29 protein-coding genes, 2 tRNA genes and 4 pseudogenes are annotated in these 26,769 nt (G+C 55.0%); 23 read left to right on the plus strand and 12 right to left on the minus strand.

Annotated features, from left to right (window positions below):
• Window positions 1-209 precede the first annotated feature (209 nt).
• On the minus strand, window positions 210-560 hold the full coding sequence (locus tag ACZRJ6_RS15695; RefSeq protein WP_463970563.1) for a hypothetical protein: 351 nt from the start codon (window positions 558-560) through the stop codon (window positions 210-212).
• A 182-nt stretch (window positions 561-742) separates the two neighbouring features.
• Between ACZRJ6_RS15695 and ACZRJ6_RS15700 the strand changes: the two genes are divergently transcribed.
• Window positions 743-1,231 (plus strand): hypothetical protein, encoded by a 489-nt coding sequence (locus ACZRJ6_RS15700; RefSeq protein WP_463970562.1) that lies wholly within the window; start codon window positions 743-745, stop codon window positions 1,229-1,231.
• A 210-nt stretch (window positions 1,232-1,441) separates the two neighbouring features.
• Window positions 1,442-1,723 carry a hypothetical protein gene (locus ACZRJ6_RS15705; protein ID WP_463970561.1) on the plus strand — a complete coding sequence of 94 codons (282 nt, stop codon included), beginning with the start codon at window positions 1,442-1,444 and terminating at the stop codon, window positions 1,721-1,723.
• Window positions 1,724-3,082: 1,359 nt separating this feature from the next.
• Here ACZRJ6_RS15705 and ACZRJ6_RS15710 read toward each other — a convergent pair.
• Window positions 3,083-3,871: a hypothetical protein gene (locus tag ACZRJ6_RS15710; RefSeq protein ID WP_463970560.1), complete on the minus strand. Its 789-nt coding sequence runs from the start codon at window positions 3,869-3,871 to the stop codon at window positions 3,083-3,085.
• 160 nt (window positions 3,872-4,031) lie between these two features.
• Between ACZRJ6_RS15710 and ACZRJ6_RS15715 the strand changes: the two genes are divergently transcribed.
• Complete coding sequence (locus tag ACZRJ6_RS15715; RefSeq protein WP_463970559.1) at window positions 4,032-4,631, plus strand: hypothetical protein; 600 nt, start codon at window positions 4,032-4,034, stop codon at window positions 4,629-4,631.
• Here the strand turns inward: ACZRJ6_RS15715 and ACZRJ6_RS15720 are convergent.
• Window positions 4,607-5,158, minus strand: a pseudogene (locus ACZRJ6_RS15720) (NlpC/P60 family protein); the annotation flags it as partial. The gene ACZRJ6_RS15715 and the pseudogene ACZRJ6_RS15720 sit on opposite strands and share 25 nt — an antisense overlap.
• On the opposite strand from ACZRJ6_RS15720, the gene ACZRJ6_RS15725 reads away from it, so the two are divergent.
• Both ACZRJ6_RS15725 and ACZRJ6_RS15730 read left to right on the plus strand, forming a co-directional pair.
• Window positions 5,127-5,348: a hypothetical protein gene (locus tag ACZRJ6_RS15725; RefSeq protein ID WP_463970558.1), complete on the plus strand. Its 222-nt coding sequence runs from the start codon at window positions 5,127-5,129 to the stop codon at window positions 5,346-5,348. The pseudogene ACZRJ6_RS15720 and the gene ACZRJ6_RS15725 sit on opposite strands and share 32 nt — an antisense overlap.
• Before the next feature lie 61 nt (window positions 5,349-5,409).
• Entirely contained in the window at window positions 5,410-5,583 is a 174-nt protein-coding gene (locus tag ACZRJ6_RS15730; protein ID WP_463970557.1) for a hypothetical protein, read from the plus strand.
• Between the two features lie 166 nt (window positions 5,584-5,749).
• Here the strand turns inward: ACZRJ6_RS15730 and ACZRJ6_RS15735 are convergent, their stop codons facing one another.
• Window positions 5,750-6,085 (minus strand): hypothetical protein, encoded by a 336-nt coding sequence (locus ACZRJ6_RS15735; RefSeq protein WP_463970556.1) that lies wholly within the window; start codon window positions 6,083-6,085, stop codon window positions 5,750-5,752.
• Window positions 6,086-6,262: 177 nt separating this feature from the next.
• Here ACZRJ6_RS15735 and ACZRJ6_RS15740 point away from each other — a divergent pair, with 177 nt between their 5' ends.
• The 5 genes and pseudogenes from ACZRJ6_RS15740 (at window position 6,263) to ACZRJ6_RS15760 (ending at window position 10,155) form a co-directional block, all read left to right on the plus strand.
• Window positions 6,263-6,928 (plus strand): lambda exonuclease family protein, encoded by a 666-nt coding sequence (locus ACZRJ6_RS15740; protein ID WP_463970555.1) that lies wholly within the window; start codon window positions 6,263-6,265, stop codon window positions 6,926-6,928.
• Window positions 6,925-7,413 carry a single-stranded DNA-binding protein gene (locus tag ACZRJ6_RS15745; protein ID WP_463970554.1) on the plus strand — a complete coding sequence of 163 codons (489 nt, stop codon included), beginning with the start codon at window positions 6,925-6,927 and terminating at the stop codon, window positions 7,411-7,413. The genes ACZRJ6_RS15740 and ACZRJ6_RS15745 overlap by 4 nt, the downstream gene beginning before the upstream one ends.
• 250 nt (window positions 7,414-7,663) lie before the next feature.
• Window positions 7,664-7,984, plus strand: a pseudogene (locus ACZRJ6_RS15750) (hypothetical protein); the annotation flags it as partial.
• Between the two features lie 701 nt (window positions 7,985-8,685).
• Entirely contained in the window at window positions 8,686-9,318 is a 633-nt protein-coding gene (locus ACZRJ6_RS15755; RefSeq protein WP_463970553.1) for a hypothetical protein, read from the plus strand.
• 72 nt (window positions 9,319-9,390) lie between these two features.
• Complete coding sequence (locus tag ACZRJ6_RS15760) at window positions 9,391-10,155, plus strand: phosphoadenosine phosphosulfate reductase domain-containing protein (RefSeq protein ID WP_463970552.1); 765 nt, start codon at window positions 9,391-9,393, stop codon at window positions 10,153-10,155.
• A 32-nt stretch (window positions 10,156-10,187) separates the two neighbouring features.
• Here ACZRJ6_RS15760 and ACZRJ6_RS15765 read toward each other — a convergent pair whose 3' ends face one another.
• A complete protein-coding gene (locus ACZRJ6_RS15765) occupies window positions 10,188-11,165 on the minus strand; it encodes a hypothetical protein (protein WP_463970551.1) in 978 nt (325 codons plus the stop codon).
• 59 nt (window positions 11,166-11,224) lie between these two features.
• Between ACZRJ6_RS15765 and ACZRJ6_RS15770 the strand changes: the two genes are divergently transcribed.
• The 7 genes from ACZRJ6_RS15770 (at window position 11,225) to ACZRJ6_RS15800 (ending at window position 14,755) form a co-directional block, all read left to right on the plus strand.
• Window positions 11,225-11,536 (plus strand): DUF4406 domain-containing protein, encoded by a 312-nt coding sequence (locus tag ACZRJ6_RS15770; protein WP_463970550.1) that lies wholly within the window; start codon window positions 11,225-11,227, stop codon window positions 11,534-11,536.
• Window positions 11,533-11,868, plus strand: coding sequence for a hypothetical protein (locus tag ACZRJ6_RS15775; protein WP_463970549.1), 336 nt, complete (start codon window positions 11,533-11,535; stop codon window positions 11,866-11,868). Before ACZRJ6_RS15770 ends, ACZRJ6_RS15775 begins: the two co-directional genes overlap by 4 nt.
• Before the next feature lie 328 nt (window positions 11,869-12,196).
• Window positions 12,197-12,799 (plus strand): hypothetical protein, encoded by a 603-nt coding sequence (locus ACZRJ6_RS15780; RefSeq protein ID WP_463970548.1) that lies wholly within the window; start codon window positions 12,197-12,199, stop codon window positions 12,797-12,799.
• Between the two features lie 64 nt (window positions 12,800-12,863).
• Window positions 12,864-13,220 (plus strand): hypothetical protein, encoded by a 357-nt coding sequence (locus tag ACZRJ6_RS15785; protein ID WP_463970547.1) that lies wholly within the window; start codon window positions 12,864-12,866, stop codon window positions 13,218-13,220.
• A 72-nt stretch (window positions 13,221-13,292) separates the two neighbouring features.
• Window positions 13,293-13,496 carry a hypothetical protein gene (locus ACZRJ6_RS15790; protein WP_463970546.1) on the plus strand — a complete coding sequence of 68 codons (204 nt, stop codon included), beginning with the start codon at window positions 13,293-13,295 and terminating at the stop codon, window positions 13,494-13,496.
• A gap of 17 nt (window positions 13,497-13,513) precedes the next feature.
• Entirely contained in the window at window positions 13,514-13,723 is a 210-nt protein-coding gene (locus ACZRJ6_RS15795; protein ID WP_463970545.1) for a DUF4224 domain-containing protein, read from the plus strand.
• A complete protein-coding gene (locus ACZRJ6_RS15800) occupies window positions 13,724-14,755 on the plus strand; it encodes a site-specific integrase (protein WP_463970544.1) in 1,032 nt (343 codons plus the stop codon).
• Between the two features lie 79 nt (window positions 14,756-14,834).
• Here the strand turns inward: ACZRJ6_RS15800 and ACZRJ6_RS15805 are convergent.
• Together ACZRJ6_RS15805 and ACZRJ6_RS15810 are read right to left on the minus strand one after the other, a co-directional pair.
• Window positions 14,835-14,921, minus strand: a tRNA-Leu gene (locus ACZRJ6_RS15805).
• Between the two features lie 649 nt (window positions 14,922-15,570).
• A complete protein-coding gene (locus tag ACZRJ6_RS15810; protein WP_463970543.1) occupies window positions 15,571-16,179 on the minus strand; it encodes a LysE family translocator in 609 nt (202 codons plus the stop codon).
• Between the two features lie 172 nt (window positions 16,180-16,351).
• On the opposite strand from ACZRJ6_RS15810, the gene ACZRJ6_RS15815 reads away from it, so the two are divergent.
• Complete coding sequence (locus ACZRJ6_RS15815; protein WP_463970542.1) at window positions 16,352-16,771, plus strand: RDD family protein; 420 nt, start codon at window positions 16,352-16,354, stop codon at window positions 16,769-16,771.
• 354 nt (window positions 16,772-17,125) lie between these two features.
• Here the strand turns inward: ACZRJ6_RS15815 and ACZRJ6_RS15820 are convergent, their stop codons facing one another.
• Window positions 17,126-17,656, minus strand: coding sequence for a hypothetical protein (locus ACZRJ6_RS15820; RefSeq protein WP_463970541.1), 531 nt, complete (start codon window positions 17,654-17,656; stop codon window positions 17,126-17,128).
• Between the two features lie 286 nt (window positions 17,657-17,942).
• Window positions 17,943-18,155 (minus strand): annotated as a pseudogene (locus ACZRJ6_RS15825) (MPN domain-containing protein); the annotation flags it as partial.
• Between the two features lie 299 nt (window positions 18,156-18,454).
• Between ACZRJ6_RS15825 and ACZRJ6_RS15830 the strand changes: the two are divergent.
• Window positions 18,455-19,024: a MepB family protein gene (locus ACZRJ6_RS15830; protein ID WP_463970540.1), complete on the plus strand. Its 570-nt coding sequence runs from the start codon at window positions 18,455-18,457 to the stop codon at window positions 19,022-19,024.
• Window positions 19,025-19,029: 5 nt separating this feature from the next.
• Here ACZRJ6_RS15830 and ACZRJ6_RS15835 read toward each other — a convergent pair.
• A pseudogene (locus ACZRJ6_RS15835) lies at window positions 19,030-19,556 on the minus strand (IS66 family transposase); the annotation flags it as partial.
• A 58-nt stretch (window positions 19,557-19,614) separates the two neighbouring features.
• Here ACZRJ6_RS15835 and ACZRJ6_RS15840 point away from each other — a divergent pair.
• Entirely contained in the window at window positions 19,615-19,866 is a 252-nt protein-coding gene (locus ACZRJ6_RS15840) for a site-specific integrase (protein WP_463970539.1), read from the plus strand.
• Window positions 19,867-19,944: 78 nt separating this feature from the next.
• Here ACZRJ6_RS15840 and ACZRJ6_RS15845 read toward each other — a convergent pair.
• Window positions 19,945-20,018, minus strand: a tRNA-Cys gene (locus ACZRJ6_RS15845).
• Window positions 20,019-20,259: 241 nt separating this feature from the next.
• Window positions 20,260-21,984, minus strand: a complete 1,725-nt coding sequence (gene ggt, locus ACZRJ6_RS15850; protein WP_463970538.1) for a gamma-glutamyltransferase — start codon at window positions 21,982-21,984, stop codon at window positions 20,260-20,262.
• A 593-nt stretch (window positions 21,985-22,577) separates the two neighbouring features.
• Here ggt and ACZRJ6_RS15855 point away from each other — a divergent pair.
• The 3 genes from ACZRJ6_RS15855 to ACZRJ6_RS15865 all read left to right on the plus strand — a co-directional run bounded on the left by ACZRJ6_RS15855 (window position 22,578) and on the right by ACZRJ6_RS15865 (window position 26,747).
• The gene (locus ACZRJ6_RS15855) at window positions 22,578-23,507 is read left to right on the plus strand and encodes a LysR family transcriptional regulator (protein ID WP_463970537.1); all 930 of its coding nucleotides are present in this window, start codon (window positions 22,578-22,580) and stop codon (window positions 23,505-23,507) included.
• A 125-nt stretch (window positions 23,508-23,632) separates the two neighbouring features.
• Window positions 23,633-25,270, plus strand: coding sequence for a GMC family oxidoreductase (locus ACZRJ6_RS15860; RefSeq protein WP_463970536.1), 1,638 nt, complete (start codon window positions 23,633-23,635; stop codon window positions 25,268-25,270).
• Between the two features lie 19 nt (window positions 25,271-25,289).
• Window positions 25,290-26,747 (plus strand): aldehyde dehydrogenase family protein, encoded by a 1,458-nt coding sequence (locus ACZRJ6_RS15865; RefSeq protein ID WP_463970535.1) that lies wholly within the window; start codon window positions 25,290-25,292, stop codon window positions 26,745-26,747.
• Window positions 26,748-26,769: the final 22 nt, after the last annotated feature.

Consider the following 26,769-nt stretch of genomic DNA (forward strand, 5'->3'; position numbering starts at 1 on the left):
GGCTTAGTTTTTGTTGGTGTGAGAGCTTACATTTTCTAAGATCCTCGACTCCTTTTCCAGCCGGTCAGATTTTTTCTACACCCTTAAATGCGAAGAGCCCGTAAAGAAGAATCGTAGTCATGGGTTGGTAGTTGATCGCCAGTGCAGCCATATAATTCTCCGGGCAATAAAAAGGCCCACCGAAGCGAGCCTGGGATGATCGTTTGTTGTTACAAGCAGCCTTGGAGTACCGTCAAGCGCTTGCTTGCTATCCAATTGCGGACCACGACATAGTATTTGGATACCGATCCCGAGCCTTCGGGCTGAATGTCCACGAAGTAGGCGGAGGCCTCTGTGAAAACGGTAAAGCCGCCGCCTCTACCTGCTTGAAGGGTCGCACCTGGCGTACCGCCGAAGATTGGCTGATTCTGCCATTCATACTGAACGCATTCCGCTACGTCTTTATCCGACTTCTTCGAGTGCAGGACTTTGTACGGCCCCTCTTGTCGCGCTTCGTTCATGGTGGGCGGCATGCACCCCGCCAGCATCGCCACCGCTACCGCCGCTATCAAAATCCGCATGTCGTTCCCTCTCTGTTTAGGGCGGAAATCTAGCATCTCTGATCTCTAGCTCAAACCGACATTGGGTCGATCTCCGGTTTATTTATCAATCCGGTCGAGGCTCATCCACCAATTTTCCACCCTGCCATAAAGATTCGGAGAACGGTGCCGACAAGACGTGCTCCAAAATATGGAAATTAATCATGCTCCCTCGTATCAGAAACACCCTTTCGCTGCTCGCTATGCTGGTAGCTGCCTCCGCTACGGCCCAGCAGCAGGCCACTGAGCAGTTCCCGCACATCCCAGCGATGAGCCATCAAACAATGACCTACAACGGGAAGGTCATTTACGAAGCGGACGTAGATCAGAACGCCCCAAATCCCAGGCCGTTTTCTCTCCAAGTGAGTGTCGATTCCTATTCTGGCAATTGCAGCAGTATCGTGGGCCATGTTTCGGCTGCCGCATCAAATGATAAAGGCGCGAAAGGAAGTGCATCATCTGAATACATCAGCTGCGTAGTTACAGAACTCGCCCCTGACGGCCAAGCGAAAGCAGACATCGTTTATGACTTCCAGAACGAGAAACAAAACGTTCACAAATCCGGCCACGTCAAAGCCAATCTGCAAGTAGGGAAAGAATACAAAACCGAAAACAATGGCTCACAAGTAACTCTTCTTATGCGTACCTACTGACGTACGAGAGCGGCCGAGCTGAGCGAAGCCAGTTATGGTGATGGTGATGGTGATGGTGATGGTGATGGTGATGGTGATGGTGATGGTCACCATAACTGAATCGAATGACCATGCCCGGCCCGCCGGGCTTTTTCATGCATCATCTATATTCGAAAACCCATCACCAAATCATAAGGACCTGATATGGCGCCTAGCCAGAATGACCTGACCATGAAACTGAACAGCGCGTTGGAGTGCCCAGCAGATGACCCTGATGCGTATATACGCGTGCGAGTTGCCGTAGTCAGCGTTTTAGCTTTATGGCCGATCGATGCTATCCATAAGGCCCTGGTCAAGTTCCTCCCGTGGGACGAGGACATTTCTCTAGAAAATAGAAAAACTTTCGCAGGGCTAGGCGAGTCGGTGGAGATCTTCATATCCGCCAGCCCTGACGAATACGATGAAGTTACTCTCCAGCACGTTTTAAACTCCGCCCAGATGCTAGCAATCTAGCATCCCGCGTCCACCCCAGCGGCGCTGGATGCTGTGCCCGCCAGATGCAAAAAGCCCAGCGCGGGGCTGGGCTATTTCCGGGGTCAGCTTTCGATCAAGAAAAGACGACGATCAGTTGAAGCGTCTCAAAGCACACGTCTACAGTCTCTCGTAGACAACTTCAAATTCAGATCCAAGCTCTTGTTGGAGGACAGCAAGCATGGCATCAGCGGCATTATCAAACTCAGTATACTCATCTTCCCCCCATGGGCCTGGATCTGGTGGATAGTCCCAGTTCAAAGCTTTGTCATGCCACCGTGTCATTTCAGCCAGGCGCACGAGAGTGGTAGTACTCAGTGACAGTTTATCTTCGATTGACCCCACCGAAAATCGTGCGAGAGCGGCCTCATTTCCGCACCACAATGCACCGCCTCCCCACTCAAACATCAACCGTATGCGAAACCGTTCAGCCATGCGTCCCCCGATACGTTTATCCAAAAAACCAATCGTATCGTGGATCAGTTGCTTAGTGATTAATTCTGGCCTAGAGAACGACTTCGAGTAGAAAATAGGCTTCCCACCATTTTGTTGGCCCTGGCCAGGCATCCAGTGTGGATGGAATGCCAGTAACTGGGCTGCTCCTCACTCCCAGCCAAGGTCCTTATAGGAAGTTTTGTCCTGCTCAGGAAAGTCGGTTGTGTAATCTCCCCAGCCCATATACGAATAGTATTTGCTCGTCGCTTCAAAATGGCTGGAGGCTTCGACCTGCCAAGTAAGTATTGCCTCGGGCTCAAGAAGGTTCCGCGCACCTTCGCCGTGAGGGCCAGCAAGACAAAATGTCTGACACCCGTCGGGCTCTAGCCAGAGTTCATGATTCATTGAACGCTTGGTTCCCTCTTTGGTTTGGCGGGACTGTAATACCTGCACAGAGGTTAGTTAATATAACTGCACTTTATTCTTTATAAAAAATCGAGCTCGGCCAAATAATGTTATTACAGCCAACTCTCGAACCCTTCAACTCATCAACAAAGCCTTGTCAACCTATCAACAATTCGCAGTGACTCAGCAAGATGCTTTTTTGCGCCAGCCTCACTTATTGACAAACTCAGATCATAGTCGCAATTATTTCGAAACCTTTTTAATCTATCCATATCAGTAGCAAGAGATTTAGAGCCGGGACTAATCGATCTGACTACATCTATGACTGCCTTATGAGACCCCTCCTCTGAACTTTTTGAAGCTTTCCCCAGCACATCGAGACGCTCTCTCGCCGCATGAAAAACCGCATAATAAGCTCGACTACTGGCATTCCTGATTTCAAACTCACTTAAATCACTCGCGCTTAACTTGGCGCAAGCATAATCCAAAAAATCAGCTGATTTAATTGACAATCCGGAGCTCTCCATCCATGGGTGAAACGCCAATACTAATATGCTGAGAAAATGTATCCTCAAACATCTCGGCTAGTTTTTCAGATACTTGCATATCGATCTCTACAAGTGCGTCAATATCAAAATCAACACAATACTCGAAAGTAATACCAAACTCATTGGCAATGACAGAAAAACTTCTCAGCCCGTCTGCAACGGACGCTACAACTCTGGATCCTGCTTGGACTCTTTGAGCAATATCTATCTCTAAAACCTCCTGTTCCTTTAGATATCTTGCAGCAGCGACCAACTGCCTAACATTTGCCCGAAGATAAACTTGAACATCTTCAACTCCCAGCTTCAGCAGACAAGATGCCGCCTCATGCGCACTTATGAACAAGCCTGCCTGAAAACAAATATCAGCAATATTTGCAACAGTACCTATATGGTCTTTTGGATATCCAAAAGAAAGCATATCAGTGACCATATCAAGCCGACAGATCCGCGGCCCGATCATTGCTCGAACGTAATACCAATCCCAGTCTTTTCCATAAGTCCTAGCATACCGATTTAGAATTTCGTCGATCTTGGCGTTATCGGCCTTAAAGCTCCACATCACTGCCTGCCCGCGCAACGAATGTCCGGCGTCCTTTGGTATTGCTTCCAGCCCCTGCAGATCCTTGAGAAGTCGCCTCCAATTCCAATCATCAAGCTTTTCACCGCGCATAAGTGACTGACCGATATCATTAATTCGGTCAGTAAGCTCTCCCGCCTTCGTCTTTGGTACTGCGCCGACCATGGCAATCTCGCGTCATTATGGTTGCGATGACTATATCATAACGACATCAAACAGCATCTTATCGACTGGTCAATGCTTAGAGCCACTGTCCAAATCATCAGTTCCCATGGCTACGACGCGCCAGTAGGCTTTGATACTCCTTTGACTGCCAGGAGGCCGCATGTCCTCACTCTTGTTCTATACGGATGAAGACGAAGCGATTGTGGCCACGGATACGCTTTTACATTATTCCGTCGACACGCCCCCAGGATTCGCCAGCAAGGCCATCTCGATCCCTCACATGCGCATGATCATCGCCGCTACTGGATCGGCCCTTCTTTTCAGCCGATGGATCGGCCTTGTGAATAACCAGGGTTTTGCCCTCGATGTAGATGCAGTCAATGCTCATGCGCCCCAAGAGCTTCAGGCCCTCTGGAGCGAACTGAATCGCCATGTCCCCGCCCTCCACGACCAATCTGCAACGATCTATCACTTCGGGATTTCCGACGATTCTGGAAAAATCCATGGGTTCGCTTACCGTTCTGTGTCGGACTTTAAATCCGAGCTTTTAGATTATGGCCTTGGCGTAAAGCCAGAGCTTATGGACAAGACGGGAATCGACCTGAGTTCGTTCCCCGAGTGCGCGCCTGAAATAATGCGTGCACAGTCGCGACAAGAAGACGAAAAGACCAAGGATCGCGTTTACATAGGCGGTACGACTCAAGTTACTCATCTAACGAAAGACGGGTTTTCGATCTACTCATTGGGCAGTTTGGACTGAGCATCTTTGTGCCTGAGGATCAGGCGCGTTCGGTCGTGCCAGGGGCCGCCGTAGACAATGATCTCGGACGGCCTGCCGTACATGTGGTGCAGCAGGAACGGGCCGGGGCCGAATGTGCCAGACTCTTCACCCGGTAGCGACGGATCGGTGCCCAGGTAGATTCCGGCGTGATTCGGGTGAGCAGTCCGCCCAACCTGCATAACGATCAGATCGCCACGCTCCGGCCGGTCGACGCGCACGAAGCCGGCGGCCTCGTAGTTGTCCTCGTACAAGCTGGCGTTCTCCGCACTCTCCCACCAGCCATCGGCGCGCTGGAAGGCTTCGAACTCAAGACCCCACTCACGTTGATACCAATCGGCGCAGACCTGCCAGCAATCCCAAGCGCCATGCACGAACGGACGCTTGAGCAGTGGCGTACTGCCGGTCGGCGTGATCGTTCTCAGATCCCCCTCGGGCCAGCTCAAAATGTGCCAGGGCAAGACCGTGGCTTCGCACATGGCCAGATCATGCGGTGACCTGCGCACCGTCGGCAACATGCGAAGCATCGTGATCCCAGCACTGCAGCGTGAAGCGACAGCGCATCGCAGCGCCGCAAGCGAGTTCGCCGGGGTCTTCCCTGAGCTTGAGCAAGACGCCGAACTGCTGGAGTCAGCCATACGGGCCGGAATCCAGCGCTGCACGCCTCAGCCGCACCAGCAAGAGCTTTTTGCAGCATGACGGACCTTTTCACTGATGCACCTGGTGACGGGTGCATTGGGAAAACAACCGAGGGTTTGACATGAAAAGCTTCACGAAAGAAATCGCAGTCGAACAGGCTCGCTCGTTCAACCATTCGGCAGTCTTTGCCGCAAAGCTTGGCAGCCTCCCGGCCACTATCGAAATGTGCCGAAAGCGCCGTGACGAATGGATGCGCGTTGCTCGCGGCGAGATCCGCCACCCATTCTTCGCATAGGACAACCAACGCCAACGACAGCCTGTCGCTAACTGCCCGGTCACCTGCGTGCCGAAGCGCAGGCTGTATAGGCACGGGCCTGAATGCACAGGCTGATGCAACAAAACGACTTGGCGGGCGACTGCATACCTCGCAAGGACCGCGGAGCAATGTATTCGGCGTGACTTTATTTGGGAGCGTACACACCACACATATCTTTTTGAAGCGCCAGGAACGGTGGGGTGCTTAGGGTGTTCACCATATTCGCTACTTCGGCGGCATGAGCAGGGTCTGCTTGCACTTTTCTGACCTCAGGCTTTATTGACTCCATCGATGAGTCGTTGGCGAATGCGTTTTCGATGCTTGCGTTCATGCCAGGGTTTGATTTGTTGCAAGCTTGTTCCATCGCGATAGCAGTTAACGCGGTTTGATGCAGCTCTTCACTCTCATTTGCGAAAGAACTCGCCGCGAAGCAAATGCCTGCCAAGCATAGCGACAGCCTACAAATCCTTACTACCGACATTCAAAGCTCCTTATTTATAGATGCTGAGGCCAGCAAGCCCCTAGTCAAAGCCCTATCAGCTTAACACCTACCCTTCCCCGCCTCTATTACGTCAGCACTCACCCCGCGCCCATCGGCAACCAGCGGGAGGCATGAGTGTTGACGAATACAGGTGAACCAACCACTGAGGAATCAGCGATGGAATACATGGCAGCTCAAATGGATCGCCAGATTGAAGGCGCCCAGCTCCGGTACGACGCGGCGATCGAGGACGGGCTGCAGCCGGCCTTCCCTGTCGCGGATTACGACCACCAGATATTTCAGCCGGCAACCGTCGAAGAGTCGAAGCGGCAGCTGTCGGGTATTCAGCTTGGCCTTGAGCGTCTGACCGGCATGCCGGCCGACGACTTCTTCGTCAGCAAGGAAATGATGTGGGGCACCGAGCAAGAACCATTTGCCCGCATGGCCTACGAAGAGAAAACTGGCCTGATCGTCCAAGAGTGCGGATTCATCTGCCTCACTGATTTTATGGCTGGCTGCAGCGTCGACGGCTTCATCGAGTTCGAGGGCCGCAAAGGGGTCTGGGAGGCGAAGTGCCCGAAAAGCTCGACTCACCTTGGCTACCTCGAAGCTGACCGCCTCCCTCCAGAGCACGCACCGCAGATCCTGCACAACATGTGGGCTACCGATGCTGAGTTTGCGGACTTCGTTTCGTTCGACCCGCGTATGCCTGAGCACCTGCAGCTCTTTATTCATCGGGTTGAGCGTGATGAAAAGGCAATCGCCGACTACGAGGCTGAAGTTGTCGACTTCCTGCTCGGCGTGGACGCAATGGTGCTTCGACTGATGGAGAAGGCAGCATGAGAGGCGTTAACAAAGTCATCCTGGTCGGAACCTGCGGCCAGGACCCAGAAGTCCGCTACCTGCCCAACGGCAACGCGGTCACCAACCTGAGCCTGGCAACCAGCGAGCAGTGGACGGACAAGCAAACCGGCCAGAAGGTAGAAAAGACCGAATGGCACCGGGTTTCGATGTTCGGCAAGGTTGCGGAGATCGCCGGTGAATACCTGCGTAAAGGTTCGCAGGTCTACATCGAAGGGAAGCTCCAAACCCGCGAATGGGAGAAAGACGGCATCAAGCGCTACACCACGGAGATCGTGGTGGATATGCAGGGCACGATGCAGTTACTTGGCGGGAAGCCGCAGGATGGCGATCAGCGCCAGTCGCATCCGCAAGCCGCAGCAGCTCGACAGCAGCCGCGGCAACAACCCAGCCAGCAAGCCGCGCCACCTGACAGCTTCGACGACGACATCCCCTTCGCCCCGCACCACCACCTCAGCGGCGCCTGACATGCACGCTCGCGAATCTGCCGACGCACTCAGCGTCATCAAATACGCCGCGATGATGGCCGCATGCAGTAAGCAAGCCTGGGCAGTTTACTCGGTGCCCAGGCAACGCTTGCTTGCCAGACCTTATACAGGTGCGCGCTTCCGACTGATGGAAGTGTGCCACCCATGAGCAAGGTCAAGCGTGTGGTCCAGCAGCGAAGACACCAAACCTGGCTCGCACTGCCGGTCAGCGGAATAGAAGAGGTAGGCCATGGCCAAATCAGTACAGGAAAGGTCGGCCAAGGCTGCGCAGAAGCGCCAATTGGTCGCAGAGAAGGAATTGCGACACAAGGTCAGGCCCGGTATCGAACAGGCCATGGAGCGGATCTGCGCCAGAAGCAAGACGCCGATCATCAGCGAGGTTCTGCAGATCGCCATCATGAAGATGGATTTGATGGGCGACCACGAGTTGATCGAGTTCTTGAGTTATCCGCGCCACGAAATCGTTATTAGCGAAAACGTGGCGCGAGAATTCCACAACCAAAGCATGGCGGAACTGACGCGTGATCCTGGCGACGAAGTTATCCCGCCGGATCAAAATTTGGAGGGAGCGGGAGGGTTCGAACCCCCTCGGCACTGTCCGGACACCAGCGCTACTCGTAAAACCCTTCGCAATTTGGAAAATCGATCGCTCCCAGCGCCGCCCCGCCCCATCCAAATGCCGCTGTAATAGCCATCAACACTACTCCTAGATCGATATGGTTAAAAATTGGTACTCCAAAAGTAGCAGGAGCGCCACATAGCGTTACTAGGCCCGATGCGATTGCCAAACCGCTGAAGAGTTTTTCTTTCGTTCTGGCTGTTAGTCCGTGCTCGTTAGAAATCGCCTTTTCGCGACTTCGTTAATGTCGGCGATCTTACACGCCTAACGCCCCAAATCAAAACTTGTCGCATCCGGTAACGGAGGGCGACAGCTGTGTGAAATTGGCACTTTGGGATGTAGCTAGACCTTCACTGCGCTCTTGATAATCCAAACACCAACCAGAACAAACACTGCTGATTTAGCCACGGCGAACAGAGAATCTCTTCCAGCAAATAACTCGAATGCCGAAAATAGTAGTGAGATCGTTCCTACTACCACCAAACCATAGCCAACCGGGCGCACGTACTTGGGGAACATCTATTCATCTCCATGATAAAACAGAAATTGTAAATTTCCCCACCCAGTTACGCTATCAATCATTCCGCCTCCATCCGATATCACGGAGGGCGGCGCCTGACTGGAGATAATCCATGGACGACCAGTTCTACTTACAGGACAGCCGCAGTCACGCCTATGTCGGCGATGGCCTTTCGTTCTGGGGCTTCGGTGGCTCCGGCTACGTCACCGACTTGGCCAAGGCCCAGGTGTTTACGCGGGATGGTGCTTGCGATCACCGCGACACTGACATCCCATGGCCCAAGGCCTATGTCGACGCCAGGGCGCGTGTTGGTGTCGACTGCCAGAATGTCACCTTGAGCGAGGCGCTGGAGCAGAACCCCGATGCAGCCGAGTTCTACATCCAGAAGCCGCAGTGCTGGAACGGAAATAATCTGATTTGGCTTTGCGAAGATGGAGTGTTCGTGAGCGACCTATCGAAGGCGGTTGTAGTGCCGAGAGCTCACACTGTCACTTGGATCGGCAAGCTCGGTCAATCAGGTGCGGTGGTATGGCCCAAGCCTTATATCGATGCACACGCCCGACGCCTTGTTGAGCGCGATGACGTGAACATCAAGGAAGCTCTACGCGGCACCGGAATCAAGCTGGTAAAGCCGAAGAAGCCTCGCGAGATGGTGTTCAACTGCCAGGGCTGCGGCCGATTCATCAGTGACGAGCGGCGCTATCAGGAAGACTGCCGGAACTGCGGAACAAGTAACACGCCTTGATCCGACTCCATGCCCTGTCGAACACGAATACCCCATATCAACGAATCACGCCAGCCGGCGAGGATCCCCCCTATGCACGTTTTGTTCTGCAGTTACGGGAACGACTCCATCGCCCTGATCCAGTGGGCACACGAGCTCGAGCTTGAGAATGTCATCTGCCTCTACTCCGACACCGGCTGGTCCGCCAGCTGGTGGGCCGACCGTGTAGCCCAGGGCGAGGCACTGGCGAAGGACTACGGATTCGCCACCGCACGCACGGAGTCGGAGGGGATGCTCGCACTAGTCAAGCGAAAACGTGGCTGGCCAGGTGCTGGTGGGCAGGGCCAATTTTGCACAGGTGAGCTGAAGGTGACTCCAGCTTTGGAATGGCTCGACGCCAACGACCCGGGCAAAGAGGCTACAGCGATGACCGGGGTGCGGCGTAGCGAGAGCAAGCATCGCTCAGACGCACCCGAGTATGTGGACGAATCGGAGCGGCACGGCGGCCGGGAGCTTTGGCAGCCGCTGGTCAGGCACACCGATGAAATGCGTGATGCCTTGATCCGACGAGCCGGGTTCGAAGTTCTGACGCATCGATCACTTGAGTGCTACCCGTGCATCAACGCAAATATCGACGACATTCGGCTGCTTTCTGAGGATCGGATACGGCTGATCGACATCACCGAGAAGGACCTGGGCTTCACCAAGAAGGGAAAACCGCGGGTGATGTTTCGCACGGCACGCCGCAAAGGTGCTGTAGGAATCAGGGCTGTCGTACAATGGGCAGCAGCGCCCAGGCCGCGAGACCAGATGCAGATGTTTCCCGCAGAGTGTGACTCCGGCTACTGCGGTGGCTGATTCTCCTTGAAGCCTGCCGGAGCACATCGCTCTCACGGTTTATCAAAGTAGAAAATAGGTAGATGGGCTTCGCCGGGCGGACAGATATAGAGTTCTGAAATATCAAACTCAGGTTTGTACGTTATACGAAACGGCGAAAAATCCCCCTGAAACAGTTCACTGTAAATATCTGGCCCCCACTGAGCTGCCTGCAACACATGTATTGCAGCCATCGCGCTAATTAAATGACCAAGACTTGCTTTATCAAAGTTTCCTTCTCTGTCGTGTTTGACTTCGTTGTAGGCGCAATACCAATCGAGGCTCTGCGTAGGTCGGCTTGCGACCCAATTATCAAACGGCCATATACTTTGATAATTGAAATACTCCTTCAGACTTACCCCCCACTCATCCAACCTTAAAAGTGGAACTAGTTTTACATAATCTCGTGTAGTTAAAGTTTTACCGTGAATCGACTTTGATGTGTTCGCGGCAATCAATCCGCGCCAATTGGCTTCCACTTCGGTTGAAGCAAGAATTAGTAGCTCGCGAACTCTATGACCATAACTGCTCATATTCTCTGGAACTGGCTCAATGTATCGAAATAATTTAACTAGCTCTTGAAAAAGGCTAGTAGCAGCTATGGTTGACTGAAGCTGCGAGGAATGCTCTGAAGCTGATGCTGACCTTGCACTGTACCCACCAATAAACGGGTTATCAGAAGTTATGCCACGCCAAACTCTCGGATAGTAAGCTCCTAATGGTTGCGAGAGCTTTTTAATGTTGTCTTTGTCTACATAAATGCTCGCCAGAGAGAAGTCATAGCTAGCACAAAGTAGATCATCGCTGTAACGGGCAACATCATCCGGAGTAGTCAGCTGCTCCCTATACTTTTCCCACCTATCAAGATCCGCATTAAATATACGACCTGATTTATGAGGCGCAAATAGTATTAGCGCGCCAGCCTCGTCGCGCCAAAACGCACAGAACTTCCCATTGCGGTCCATAAAAACTGAAACATCTGACCCAGTCATAACGCTTGGCTTCCATCTTCTATTTTTTTCCAACCTGCCACAATTCTTGAGAGGTATCCATGCTTAAAATTTACCTCAGCGGCCCCATGACCGGCCTGCCCGGCCTCAACTTCGCCGGCTTCCACGCCATGACCACCAACCTGCGCGCCGGCGGCCACACTGTCACCAACCCCGCCGAACTCAACCCCGACGGCGGCACCTGGAACGACTGCATGCGCCGCGACATTGCAGCCCTGATGGACTGCGACACCGTGGCCACTCTGCCCGGCTGGGAGCATTCAAAGGGTGCGCGCCTGGAAGTCCTGATCGCCGAACGCCTCGGCATGACGGTTGTGAATGCCCATGATCTGGTAACGAGGGAGGCGGTATGAGCGACGTAAAGCGCTATCACGTAACCGAGGCGGGGCTCGTTGAGGGCCAGGCCCTTGGCCGATTCAACGTTGTACTGGGCGCCGATCACGACCGGGTCACCGCCGAGCGTGACGCCCTGCAGCTGAGCCTGACCGCAGCGGATGAGCGGGCGGATCAGGAAGTCATCGCGCTGAACGAAATTGCCAGGGTTTCTCGGATGGGCGAAAAACCATTCGAGATTGCGACCTTGGCTATCGGTGAGATGTCCGCACTCAAGCCAGCAGAAGCCACTCACGACTTCAGCATGATCGGCACCGAGAAGATGCCTCCGATGGAGTACGACGAGCCATGACCGACCTCAACGCGCTATCCCCCGCAGCGCGTTCTGCAGCGATGCGTGGCGGTACTGCTGGCTGGGCTGAATTCGGCGGCGCCGTCGAACACATCCGATATATGGAGTTGCGACCGCGTAGGCCTGGGCGCAAACCGAAGTGCCACTGTGGTTGCCGGACGCCGAAGACTCATCTTGGCATGGCCAACGGCGTCTGCTTAACGAGTGGCTGCGAAATGTCCATGCGCCGCTGGACCAAATCTCGATAGGAGTACATCCGTACTCCACCCGCAAAACCTGTAACCCCTCCCCCTTCAAAGTCAGCCGCTATAGCGGCAAGGACGAAGTCATGCCTGAAATAAAGGAACGCCCCATCCTGTTCTCGGCGCCGATGGTGCGCGCCATCCTGGAAGGCCGGAAGACGGTGACGCGCCGGGCAGTGAAGTTTCCATTCATCGACCGCGCTGTCGGTTGCGAACTATCCGGCAATGAAATTGGGCCGGAGGAAATCCACAACAACTGCCCTTACGGCGTTCCGGGGCAGCGGCTGTGGGTGCGCGAGACTTTCGCGACGCTAAGTGCCGGCGAATATGAACCGGTGAAGCCGCACGGCGGGCGCGGGCAAAACATCATGTACGCCGCTACCGACCCGTTGGCTGACTTGAGCGTCAGTAATCGCGGCTACGGTTATCGGCCGTGTATCCATATGCCGCGGTGGGTGAGCCGCATCCTGCTGGAGATCACCGACGTGCGCGTCGAGCGATTGCAGGACATCAGCGAAGAACAGGCCTTGGCCGAAGGCGTAGACCGGCACAAGGTCGACTCATACCTATCCGCCGGTATAACCCGGGCCGCTGGGTTTGCATTTCGAGACCTTTGGATGTCGATCAATGACAACTGGGACGCCAACCCCTGGGTCTGGGTCGTTGAGTTCAGGCGGGTGACGCCATGATCGTCATCGGCCTATTTCCAGCCCTCCTATTCATGGCCTGGAATATCTATAAGGGGCCGAGGCCATGAAAGCCCGCACCGAAAAGAAGCTGAGCAAGCTCCTGGTGCGGTCCCATCCCTCGTTGTACCGACGCGCATGGATCGACAAGGACGAACCGTCCGAACTGGCTTATGAGCAAAACACGCGCGTGAGCAACGTGCCCTCAGTTGGCGGCGGCACGGACTACTGGGGCGACGGCCAGGATGCCTACACGGTCTGGGCTGACTGGAAATCGAACTGGCCGTGGCATGGCCCCTTTGAGGAATACCCGCACGGCCACCAGCTCGCGCGCTACCCCAACACCGCAGGGTTCAAACCGACTACCCGCAACCTGTTGAAGCTTGCCGCCGATTGCGAGCTGGCTTCGAAAGCAAAGCCCTAACCCCAATCCCCCTACATGCCTACCGGTAAGCGGTGGGCCACCTTCTGCCGCCCAGCGCGGCAAGGACAGCTCATGTTCGCAACGAAAATCTTCCTGCTCCTTATGGGGGTAGCGCTGTACCTGATTGGCAGCATGGCCTGGTTCTTCTGGGCGGTGCCTGAGCTGTTCGCCGTCGGGGCTGAGGCTGAACTCTTCGGCATCTTTGCCGGCTGCATCACCTGGTTGTGCCTGACCTTCGGCACGATCGTTCACATCATCAAGACAGCGCGGCCATAGGGCGGCAGGAGGTATATATGGACGGAATTCAGTTCCTGTCGCACGAAGAGGTCTGCACCCTAACCGGGGCCAAGACGAAAGCCGGCCAAGTGCTGGTGCTAAAGAGGAACGGCATTCGCCACACGATCAAGCGCAGCGGCTGGCCTTGCGTCATCGCTTCAGCACTCACTGGCGAGGCTGCCAGGGTAACGGAAAAACCGAAATGGCAACCGCGGCTGGTGGGATAAATGGGACGCAAACCAACTCGGCCGGGGAGCATTCCCCGGCTACGCGAAAGGAAGCGCGGCAACACGACGTATTACCTTTACGACACCGGGGGGACGCCTCGCAAAGAAATACCGCTGGGCAAAGACTATGGGCTGGCAATTTTGGAGTACGCCAAGCTTGAAAAGAGCCGTGTATCCCAGGCTCTGGCGCAGGATGTGCTGACATTCACCTATGTCGCAGAAAAGTACATGCTGGAAGTCGTTCCAACAAAAGCGCCCGCAACGCAGAAAGATAACGCTCGAGAGCTGAAGCAGTTGCTTGCCTTTTTCAATGACCCGCCTGCGCCGCTGGAGGCTATCGAGCCTCAGCACGTAGCTCAATACTTGAGGCATCGAGGTAAGACCGCGCCAGTGAGAGCAAATCGCGAGAAGGCGCTACTCAGCTCGATCTGGAACTTTGCCAGAACCAGCGGCTACACATCCTTAGCCAATCCGTGCGCCGGAGTTAAAGGCAATAAAGAAAGCGGACGCGACATCTACGTCGAAGATGAAATTCTCGCGATGGTGTATTTGCACGCAGACCAACCGCTAAAGGACGCGCTAGATCTGTTCTACCTGACGGGTCAGCGTATCGCTGACACCCTAAAAATGGATGAGCGCGATATCAGGGAAGATCGCCTGGCTGTGCAGCAAGGGAAAACCAAGGCCAAGCGACGAATTGAGATCGTTGGGGAGCTGAAAGTTGTGATCGACCGAATACTGGCCAGGAAAGACGGTCATAAAATCCGATCAAGCAAGCTCATCGTAATGGACAATGGGCAGCCTATGACCAGCAGTATGCTGCGGGGGAGGTTTGATTTTGCGAGGGAAGCTGCCGGCGTAAAAAAGGCAGACTTTCAGATGCGGGACCTGCGCGCAAAGGCTGGTACCGATAAGGCGGAATCAAGCGGAGATATTCTGCAAGCCAGAGATCAGCTTGGGCACACCACCGTGGTGATGACTGAGAACTACATCCGCAAGCGCATCGGCAAAAAAGTCACGCCGACGAAGTGAATTGCGGAAAGGAGAAGAATATTGCGGAAAAAAACAAAGACTTTCAGGGCAGTAAAACCCTGCAAGCTCTTGATATATATGGTGCCCGAAGCCGGAATCGAACCGGCACGCCCTTACGAGCGGGGGATTTTAAGTCCCATGCGTCTACCAGTTTCGCCATTCGGGCGGTAGCGCGGTGAAGCAGCTCAAGAAGCTCTGAACTATCAAAGTGGCACTTGAGCCCTGCAGCAGGCTAGGGAATATATAGATCCAGCCCCCTTGACGCAAGTTCTGGCGCTGTCTTTTTCAGACCACTCAAATGGGCTATCGCAGAAAAAAAGCTCAACAGATCAGTGATCTACCTATTCTCCGTGATCCGGCGGAGCAGATCGCACGGTACCTTTGTGTCTAGGCCGAGGGCCATGCCGGCTGCCGAAAATGACAGCCCTGGGCATTCATCTCGACACCGCCATCTGATACGCTTTTTTCTTCACCATCTGCATCTGTACCGAAACACGCCCTACGCCCACAATGGGTCGCTCCCGACACGCCCGTGGAGCCCGGCAGGAATCGTCCTGCCGCCCCTTCTTTTCGGAGGCCTCATGGCTAAGATGGCATTTTTTCTATTGGGTTTTTTAGCGTTGACCGTCGGCATTGGCCTACTCGCCACCATTTCACCGATCTGAATCCACAGCCTTCAATCGTCAGTGGAAACGCTGACAGACTCCATGCGTCGATGTACGTGGTCCTCTGCGTCTACTTGTCCATGACCTGTTTGACCGCATCTCTGCCCAACAACAAATAGTTCGAAATTTTATATTCCGGCCTCTACCTTTTTAACCCGCAAAAAACATCGGGTACAAAGAAAGCACCAACAATCCAGCCATCGAAAAGTTGAACACCCTTAACCAGCGGGGGTTGCGTAACACGTTGCGCAACCCACTGCCGCACCCGGCCCAAACGCAGACACTGGGCAGGTTGACCACGGCAAATACAAGAGCGATGACCAAGACGTTAGTGACGTAGCCTTCAGCGGGTGTATAGGTGGTGATTGCACCCAACGCCATGACCCAGGCCTTGGGATTGACCCACTGGAACACCGCCGCACCGAGAAACGTCATGGGTTTACGGCCGTTATCGGTGTCATCGGACAGCGGGCTGGAAGTCGCAATTTTCCAGGCCAGGTACAGCAAGTACGCAGCCCCTACATAGCGCAACAGCGTGTAAGCCCAGGGCAGCGCCTTGAACACCTCGCCAAGCCCCAACCCGACCGATATCACCAACACCATAAATCCGATGCTGATCCCCAGCGCATGGGGGATCGAGCGGCGGAAGCCAAAGTTCACCCCGGATGCCAGCAGCATGGTGTTATTGGGCCCCGGCGTAATCGAAGACACAAAGGCGAACAGCGCGAATGCCGAGAGCAGGCTTGAGGACATGAGCATGAGGAAGTGACCCGAACAAATTATTGTAGCCACGACAGTAGTGTGTTCCACGGATGTGCGCCCCATACAGCTGGTGCGAGATAGAGAGATACACTTGCGCGTTTTGTACGCCGCTTGCCTTCACTGCACGGTATGCTTGCCAACCGACAAGCCAAAACGCACGGAGCGACAAATGGAAGTCTCCAGAACTTCTTTACTGGTACGGCGTATCGGCGCTTACGTTATCGACTATGGTGCAATCGTCCTGATAGGACTGTGGCTTTACACCCAGGACAACCTGCCCTTCGCCGGCTTCGAGCTAATCTTTGTCTATGTATTCCTCTACCCGTTATGTGAATGGGCCTTTCAGGGCCGGACACCGGGAAAATACGTCTTTGGGCTGATAGTCATCAACGGTGCAGGCGGGCCGCCTACTTTTGTTCAAGCACTCATCAGAGGCCTCGCTCGGCACATTGAGGCTCCTCTGGGAATCATCACACTCTTCATTTACGCCCAGTCGGCACGATGCCAGCGGGTTGGAGACATGCTGGCGAAGACTTATGTGATCCCGACCAAAGACTTGACAGAACTGCGCACGAGAATGCAAAGCTAACCATCGAGAAGGCCGGCACGGCCTTGAACCGCCGGCCAGCTAAATCACAGACAATAAAAAACCCCGTAGATCATTGATCTACGGGGTTTCTAAGAGTGGAGGCCGAGGTCGGAATCAAACCGGCGTAGGTGGATTTTCAATCCACCAACAAAACAAGCTATTTCAATAGGTTATCACCACTACCGTTCCGCAACTAGCTAACTTTAATGAGCCTACAGCCCAGGCGGGCCGTGGGGGTGGCTCTTGATTGCGGAAGTGTTTTTACCCCTCCTGCCGACCGAACACAACCCACCCCAATGCACAGCACCCTCTACATCGATCAAGCCTAATCGCACATCACCTTTCGGGACTCAGTTACTTAACGCTGACTTGGCCCCGCGCGTACATTGAGGTCGAGTCATGATCGGGGATCGTGCAGGTAATCACGCCGGGTGGGCCGGGCTTCTTGTGTTTGTCCAGGGTGATCACGTTGGCCAGGTGGAAATACTGCTTGTCGTCCAGATTTTTGGCCGACGCAGCATAGTAGAGCAGTCGGCCCAGGACTTCGGTGAAGGCCGCGTAGCAGTGCTCCTCCTCACTCAGTTCCGCGGGGTAGGTTTTGCTTTCCATCTGAATCACCACTGGCTCCTCGGGCGTTGACTGAGGGTCGGCTTCTACGCTGTCCATCGCATAGCTGATTTTCGGCTTGCGATCGTTGTAGCTGTAGCGCAGGAACTTCCTATCCTTCATCGCGTAGGCCAGGCCCTTTTCCGGGTCCAGATAGAGTGTGACGTCATAGGTATTCACGACGCGCTTGCCAATCAGCTCCGATGCCGCTTGGGCGGTTTGCAGGCCGGCGCTCAGAGTGATTGCGACCAGGGTGCTAATGAGGGTGGCGGTTTTCATTCCTGGATTTCCGTTCCTTGGCGGTGGGTAGTGGCTCAATAGTGGCGGATACTTTCATGAGTCTACTGGGTGGTCAACTGCGTAAAGCCAGAGAGGACATACTCGGTCTGGTGCAGATGTACGGCGAAGCTTTCGCGCAGCGTGACGAAACGATGAAAAGTCTACGTGAGAGATCCGGCGCGCTGTCAGTGATGTATATAGCGGTGCGCGATCTTCAAGTGATATCCGCGCAAAGGACAGGATCATTGAGGTCCTGCGCCGCCCAGGCCGGAGCCTTGGGCATCGTGGTCGATTCATCTGGGTGTGAGTGCACAATCCCGATCACCTCGCCCAGGTCTTCCGCCGCTGCGTAGTCCTCAGGATCAAACCGAAACTCTTCGTTCGGCTCCGTGGCGATGTCCCTGCACGGGAAGTACTTTTGCTTGCGCCCGATGGCCAGCAGCGGCCCCCGCGGTGAACTGGCTTGTAGCCGTTGCACTTGTAGAGGCCCAGCTCGCACAGGGGCAGCTCAGGAGGAAGAAATGGTCACAGCGAGCGAGTATGTGGCCGGCTTCAAAAAGCGCCACGCGGCGCCGAAGAGGCCACCGATCAACTGGAGGAAGAAGTACGAGGCTGAACGAGCACTGGTGATCAACGAAGCAATCGTTGCGCTCAGGTGCGAAATGCGTAAGCGGCTGGCTATCCCACCTGCGTAATCACACGATGTAACCGCCCGCAGTCCGCTCGGTATGTCGAAGGGCGTAGCATATGTTCTGGATTGGATTGTATGGTCCATGAGTGGTTTAGGAGTTGTTCTCTTTGAAATTCGATTTAACTGAACAAGACACAAAATATGCAGGCGCGGCAGACCCTGCCCTTGGCCATATTCCAAACGATCTGATAGCGGCTATCCAGGATGTGTACACGCCGGCGGGAATGCAATTGACGGAACTGGCTCTACGCGAGGCTGAGAGTGCCGAGTATGGTGCCTCCCGCTTTGGCCTCGACGGACACACCATTGTCTTCCGTGTGGCTAAAACAACGCCGACTAAGATTGGACAGTTCGTCACAATATGGAAGCGCCCGACGTCAGGCAGCATCATTGCACCTCTCGATATCGATGATGGCATAGCCTTTGTTGTGGTGAGTGTGTTCGATGCAACGCATCGCGGACAGTTTGTTTTCGACCAGAAGATACTGGCATCAAAGGGCATCATGGCGATTAACGGTAAAGGCGGTAAGCGCGCTATCCGCGTTTATCCACCTTGGGTCAAACCAGTCGCCAAAGAGGCCGTTAGGACACAGCAATGGCAACTACGTTACTTTCTTCCTCTTGAACAAAGCGGAAGCGCCGATTCCGTGCAGGTGCGTCGGCTCTTTGAAGTTTAAGATCCTTATTCGTCATTCTTGAGCGTTCTGGGTAAGCCAGGCGTCCACCTATGCGGCAGCAACTGATCAATTTCACTCGCCCGTTGCGTCGGCAGTCGCGTGAGAGCGTCCTTCAGATAGGCATACGGATCATGGCCATTCAGCCGCGCAGACTGGATCAAGCTCATGATCGCTGCCGCCCGCTTGCCGCTACGTAACGACCCTGCGAAGAGCCAATTCTTGCGTCCAAGAGCCCATGGTCGGATCTGGTTCTCGGCCCAATTGTTGTCTATGGGTACGGCCCCGTCATCGAGGTAGCGCGACAGCGCTGGGCGATCATCCAGGCATGCAGTTCGAAGAGTTTGCGCCGCGCATGGACCATGCAGCCGATCTCGGTCACGCCAAATTCAAAGCTGGCCTTGTAGCCGCCAAAATCATCGCAGACCAGCTTGCCCCTCCAGTCTCGCAGGAAGTTGCGAGCATGTTCACCGGCGCGGCTGGGGCTGAAGTCATAAACGACAGCTGCCATTTCGCAGAACTGGCTGACCGGCCAGCGCCCCGCCGATATCCTCAAGGCATCGACCAACGACCTGATCAATGGATTTTTGACGGTGCGCCAAGGCAAGACAGAGAAGCGTCTGCGCAATCGCTGGGATGAGGCCAGGGAGAAAGCGGCGGCGAATGACGGCGACACGACTCTCTCGGCAACCATCAGGCAATTCCAGTTCCGCGATATACGACCGAAGGCTGCCAGCGAAATTGACGATATCGCCGACGCCAGTCGCCTGCTGGGCCACTCGACTCAGGAGATGACGAAGAAGGTTTATCGCCGTGTCGGCGAGATCGTAAAACCGACAAAGTGACGGTTAGTTGCGGAACGCCTCCCAAATCGCAGGCAATAAAAAACCCCGTAGATCATTGATCTACGGGGTTTCTAAGAGTGGAGGCCGAGGTCGGAATCGAACCGGCGTAGGTGGATTTGCAATCCACTGCATAACCATTTTGCTACTCGGCCTCAAACGATCAATGCCAAAACCGCTGGCACTCACCGCATACAAACTTGAGTGGGCTATGTGAAGCTTGCCTCTACTCTATCTCACTGAAAACATTGACGTTTTTTATTCGTCGGTGCGTTCGATGGGCGCAATTATGTACTCATTTGCTGGGGCTTGCAACCCCTTGATTTCAAAAAATATTCTTGTTCCGGGCAAAGTGTAGCCGCTGTGGAGCGAGCTTACCCGCTCCACGAGAAGGCCTTAATAACCCAGGGACAGCCCGGTGTTACGTCGTGGATCATTAGCCCCGTAGAAGCGGTTTTTGCCCACCGGCTTGCCACCCAGGGACGGTGCGCCCACCAGGATCGCCGCCAAATGGTTGGCATCCTGAGGGCCGGCAAACTTGTGGCCCCAGCTTTCGAGGATCTTCTGGGTGTCGGGGCTCAAGGCGAACGTCTCGATGTTGGTTTCCTCGGGCAACCACTGCTGGTGGAAGCGCGGTGCATCGACGGCTTCCTGGATGTTCATCTTGTAGTCGATGACGTTGAGGATGGTCAGTAACGTTGCAGTGATGATGCGACTGCCACCGGGGGTGCCAACCACCATGACGGCCTTGCCATCCTTGGTGACGATGGTCGGGCTCATGGACGACAACGGCGTCTTGCCCGGCGCAATGGCATTAGCTTCGCCCTGGACCAGGCCGTACATGTTCGGCACACCGATCTTGGAGGTGAAGTCGTCCATTTCGTCGTTGAGGATCACCCCGGTCTTGCTGGCCATGACGCCGGCGCCGAACCAGTCGTTGAGGGTGTAGGTCACCGACACCGCGTTACCCCACTGGTCGACGATGGAGTAGTGCGTGGTGTTGTTGCCCTCATGGGGAGAAACCCCCGGCTTGATGTCTTGGGAGATACCGGCCTTTTGCGGGTCGATGGCGGCACGCAGTTTGGCAGCGTAGTTTTTGTCCAGCAGATGGGCGACGGGGTTTTCGACGAAGTCCGGATCGCCCAGGTAGCTGTTGCGGTCGACGTAGGCGTGACGCATCGCTTCGATCTGGTAATGCAGACCCTGGGCCGAGTGGTAGCCCAGCTCAGCCATCGGGTAGCCTTCAAGGATGTTCATGATCTCGCAGATCACCACGCCACCGGAGCTCGGAGGCGGTGCCGAGACCACGTGATAACCACGGTAGTCGCACTCGATGGGCGCCAGTTCGCGGGTCTTGTACTTGTCCAGATCGGCCTGGGTGATGATGCCTTTGCCGGTTTGGCTGGAATCGACAAGCGCCTTGGCCACCCAGCCTTTATAGAAGCCGTCGGCGCCGTTGGCGGAGATTTCCCGCAGGGTTTTCGCCAGATCTTTTTGCACCAGTTTCTGGCCGACCTGCATTGGCTCGCCGCCGTGCAGGAAGATCCCGCGCATGTCCTGGTCTTTCTTGAACTCATCGGTGGCCGTGTGCAGCAGGTCGATATCACCCTGCTCCAGGGCAAAGCCGTTTTCCGCCAGGGTGATGGCCGGAGCAATGACCTGGGCGCGCTTCATCGTGCCGTACTTGCTCAGTGCCAACTCCATGCCTGACACGGTGCCAGGCACGCCGACCGCCAGATGGCCCTTGGAACTCAGGTTGGGGACAACGTTACCGTCTTTATCCAGGTACATATCCGCCGTGGCCGCCAGCGGCGCTTTTTCGCGGAAGTCGAGGAAGGTCTTGCGCCCGTCCGCCAGTTGCACGGTCATGAAGCCGCCACCGCCCAAGTTACCGGCCGCCGGGTAGACCACCGCCAGCGCGTAACCCACGGCGACCGCTGCATCCACTGCGTTGCCACCGTCCTTGAGTACGTCGACGCCGACGTGGGTGGCCAGGTGCTGGGCCGTGACCACCATGCCATTTTCGCCGCCCACTGGGGCCAGGGACGCCGCCTGTACACCGCTGAACGTCAGGACCAGGGAAGTCGCTATCAATGCTCGGGTAAAGGGTTGGTATTTCATCCATGGATACTCTATTTATTGGAAGCCATAAAAGTAGTCTCTTTCGAATCCAACCCCCAGCGCCATGGCGTTTTTATGACAGAGCCTGTCGGTGACGGAATAATGCCCATACTATATTCCGGGCCTTCACGCCGAGCAGGAGACGTCGTTGATGGTGGTGAGCAAAGACCACCGGCATCCGCCGATGAGGGAGCGCCGACCACTACCTGCGCTTCGGCAGACGCGCGGCTGAGTGAGACCAGGTACTGCCGTTATGCTGACCAATAATGTAAACAAACCCTATTGAGCGACAAAAATTGAGGCACCTGGTAAGTCAAGGCTTCTAAAAATGAAAATAAATACCAGAGACTCGACGGGATGTTTACAAAAATCAGAAATCATCCCCGCACTCCAAGATGCAAATGAACCGCCCTTCTTTCCTAGACACCTCGACCGGCCGGTTGAGCTGAATGGTCTGTGATTCGACCTTAACTGAAATTTTGCAACTGGTGATGATTGCAGTGCTTCGCCATATACCTATAAGACAGAATAGAATATTCATTCATGCATGTTAGCGTGAAAGACCTGTACATAATTCTCCACGGACTTATAACTTGAACAAACTGTCTGAGATGCATTCTTTCGTTACCGTGGCGGACACGGGCAGTATTTCCGAAGCTGCTCGTCGTTTGGGCACGGCCAAGTCAATGGTATGCCAGCGGATTCAGCAACTGGAAAAGCGCTTAGGCAGCATCTTGCTGGAACGTGGCCGACAGACCCGCCTGACTGAATCGGGCGAGGTGTTTTACCGTCATTGCATTCAGATCCTAGCTGATATTGAGGAGGCCGAAAGCGCCGTCCTGACGTCTCAATCGACGGTGCGCGGGAGCCTGCGAATTGCAGTTCCGATGGCCTTTGGCATGCGCTACCTAACACCGATTCTGTCGTCTTTTGCTGTGCAGTACCCTGAGCTGGATTTAGATGTCGAGTTCGACGACCGTCGTGTCAACTTGCACGAAGAAGGGTTTGATGCAGCCGTTCGTATTGGTGAACTGCCAGACTCTTCACTAATGGCAAAAACCATTACGCCTAACCGACATATCATCTGTGCAAGCCCGGATTATCTGAATGCTCACGGTACACCGCTCATCCCACAGGATCTGGCTCAGCATTTCGCCATGCTCTATGTGAATCGCGAGCCCCATGGTATGTGGACGCTACCGGTAAACAATACACTGGAATCATTCCGTGTCCGCTGCAGGATGCGCACCAATTGTGGCTACCAACTTATGGACGCTGCCAAGGCGGGTATGGGCCTTGCCATATTGCCCACATTCCTGGCTGCACAAGCCATTGTGGAAGGTGAGCTTAGAGAGGTACTGGAACCTTATGCTCCTCGTGGCGGCAATATCTCCGTTGTATATCGGCAGTCCCAAAAAACCTCGTCCAAGCTTCGTGCACTAAGTAGCTTCCTCAGTGAGCAGATCGGCAACCCTGCGGTGTGGGACCAAATGCTGACGGCTCACTCGCGTCCGCAGTGTTGATTCGTTCGATAAAAGCGAAACGTTGATTCGCTTTTCTTCGGCTTATGGGCGGTTTAGCCCTGGCATATCCTCTTTTCCAACAGGTGCATTAACTGCGTCTGACAGGACGAACTGGAAGAGAACGGATGACAAATACCCTTAACAACCCCTCCCGCCGTGCCGTGCTGGCCGGTGGCGTTATGGCAGCGGCCACCTTCGCCGCTGGTAGTGGCTTAGCGCATGGGCTAAAGCCTGTTGGAAAAACCGGTAATGGCGACGGCCAACGTATCGCATTCGATGTGATTATCGTCGGGGGTGGTTCTTCAGGCGCGGTACTGGCCCGGCGCTTGAGTAAGAACAGTGATCGTCAGGTACTTCTGCTTGAGGCGGGCCACAGCTATAGCCCAGATAATTACCCCGAGCTCATCGCTAACAGCGACATAGTCGGTGCAAATGGCAACTCTGAGTTTGAGTGGGGCTACAAGACGCAGCCGGGGTACATCGATCATCCGATTGGCGCATTGCGCGGTAAGGTGTTGGGGGGGAGTTCGGCAATTAATGGCGCGGTGGCAATCCGTACTCGGCCTACTGATTTCAAGCGTTGGGGGCTGCCAGGCTGGAGTTATGAAGAGCTGTTGCCATTCTTCAAGAAACTAGAAACTCATAGTGGTGGTGCTAGCCCATTGCACGGCCATGACGGGCCGCTACCTGTGCATCAACTCAGCGATGCCGAAGTCACGCTTATGCAGCGAGCCTTTATCAACGCCACAGTCGCTAATGGCTACAAAGTAGTTAGCGACTTTGACAGCGCGGACGCTAACGGTGTCGGCCCGTACCCAATGAACATCGTCAACGGCGTGCGGATCAACACAGGTATGGCCTACCTCACTGATGAAGTGCGCAGCCGCGACAATCTAACGATCCGCGCCGACAGCCTGGTAGACAAAGTGCTATTCGATGGAAAGCGCGCGATCGGTGTGCAGCTAGCAGATGGTGAAAAACTCTTTGCCGATGAAGTCATCCTTTCTGCGGGCAGCTACGCAAGTCCAGCGATTCTGTTGCGCTCCGGTATAGGTCCGCAACAGGACTTACACGCCTTGCAGATTCCGCTGATCGCTGAACTGCCGGTGGGGCAGAACCTGATGGATCATCCATTCTATTACAATGCCTATGCGGCAAACCCTGAGTTGATTGGCAGTCAGTCACCGGCCATTGGTGCCAAGCTCTGGACCCATAGCAGCACAGCCGAAGACGGCGATCTGGATCTGCACATCACCGCCACTCATTTGTTTCCCCATGAGCAGAGCCCTACCCAGGTTGGTTTTGTTCTCGCGGTCGCACTGACCCGGCCACTGTCGCGCGGCAAGGTGACCTTGGCCAGTCGCGATCCGTTCATTGCTCCGAACATCGACCTCAACTTCCTCGCCGAGCCCAAGGATCGCCAGCGCCTACTGGATGGCATCCGCCTGGCTCGTAAAATCAGCACAACGGCGCCGTTGAACACGCTGATTCATTCCGAGCTCAATCCGGGCCTGGGAAATGACACCGACGAGGCTTTGCTTGCCAGTGTAAAAGCCAGTCTTGATACCTATCACCATCCCACCTCGACAGCCCCTATGGGCCGGCCGGGGGATGCACAGGCGGTGGTCGACCTTGAGGCGCGGGTGATTGGTGTACAGGGGTTGCGTGTAGTCGACGCTTCGATCTTCCCTGACGTGCCCTCAGTAGCCACCAACATTACTGTGATTGCTGTGGCTGAGAAAGTCGCCAGCCTCTACGTTTAATAATCCAGGAATTATCTCTATGAATAACACCCCGGTTTTGAACTGGATCGATGGCCTGTGGCTGGACTCCGGTGTTTATAAAGATTCCATCGACCCGGCGACCTATGAGCGAATTGGTCAATACGCTGAAGGTGGTTTACATGAAGCGCAACAAGGGATTGAAGCTGCCAAGCGGTCGTTCGTAGAAACGCCCTGGAAAGATGATCGCAACTTGCGCGCCAAGGTCCTGTTGGAGTTGGCCGATGCCTTTGAGCGTAATGCCGATGAACTGATTGCCATGCTGGCGCTGGAAAACGGCAAGATCAAACCCGAAGCCGAATTTGAGGTCACCATGGTGCCCTCAAAGTTGCGTTATTACGCCGCTATGGCGCGTGCAGAGTACGGTCGGGCGGCAGAGCCTAAGCCAGGCAGAATTTCTCTGGTGATTCGTCAGGCGGTCGGTGTCGCGGGCATCATTGTGCCGTGGAACTCGCCGGTGGTGCTGATGATTCGCTCCCTCGCTCCGGCCTTGGCTGCCGGTTGTACTACGGTGATCAAAATGCCTGGGCAAACAGCCCAGACTAACGCGCTGGTGGCACGGATCATGAGTGAGTCGGTGTCGTTGCCCCGTGGCGTGATCAATTTGTTCAGCGAGCTGGGCGCGGCTGGCTCCATACACCTGGTGGAGTCACCCCAGGTTCCGGTGATCAGCTTTACCGGCAGCACCACCACCGGCCGTGCAATTTGTGCTGTCGGCGCACAGTCGCTGAAGCGTTTTGGCTTAGAACTGGGGGGGAAAACCCCCATGTTGGTATTTAACGATGCCGACCTGGATGCCACAGTGCCAACGCTAGTGAAAGCCCTGACAGTATTTGCTGGCCAGTTTTGTATGACTGGTTCGCGGCTGTTGGTGCAGCGCGATATCGCCCCAGCAGTGATCGAGCGTTTGGCGGCGCAGCTGGAAGCTGTGCGTGTGGGGCCCGCTGCAGATTCATCCAGCGAAATGGGCCCGTTGATCGATAAGCCCAACGTGCAGCGGGTCAACCAAGTGGTAGAGGAAGCGATCGCTGGTGGTGCCGAAGTCATCGTGCGTGGTGGGCCTGTGACCGAAGGGCTCTTGGCCAAAGGCGCTTTCTATCGACCGACACTCCTGCGGGTAAGTGACGCCGAGATGCCAATTGTGCAGCGTGAGACGTTTGGTCCGGTGCTGACCCTGCAGGTGTTCGATAGCGAAGCAGAGGCGATTGAGTTGGCTAACAACAGCGAGTTCGGCCTCGCGGCCAGTGTATGGACTCGCGATATTGATCGTTCTTTACGGGTTGCTCGCGAACTGGAGGCAGGCACTGTATGGGTCAATGATTGGGCGGTGGTCTACGACGAGTTTGAGGAAGGTGGTTTCAAACAGTCAGGCCAGGGACGCCTGAACGGTGTGGCGGCGATGGATGACTTTGTTGAATACAAACACATCGCTCTCAATCCCGGTTTGCGCCAAAACTAAATCAAATTCGTTCGCCTGCGCA

Source organism: Pseudomonas sp. C321, assembly GCF_055407105.1.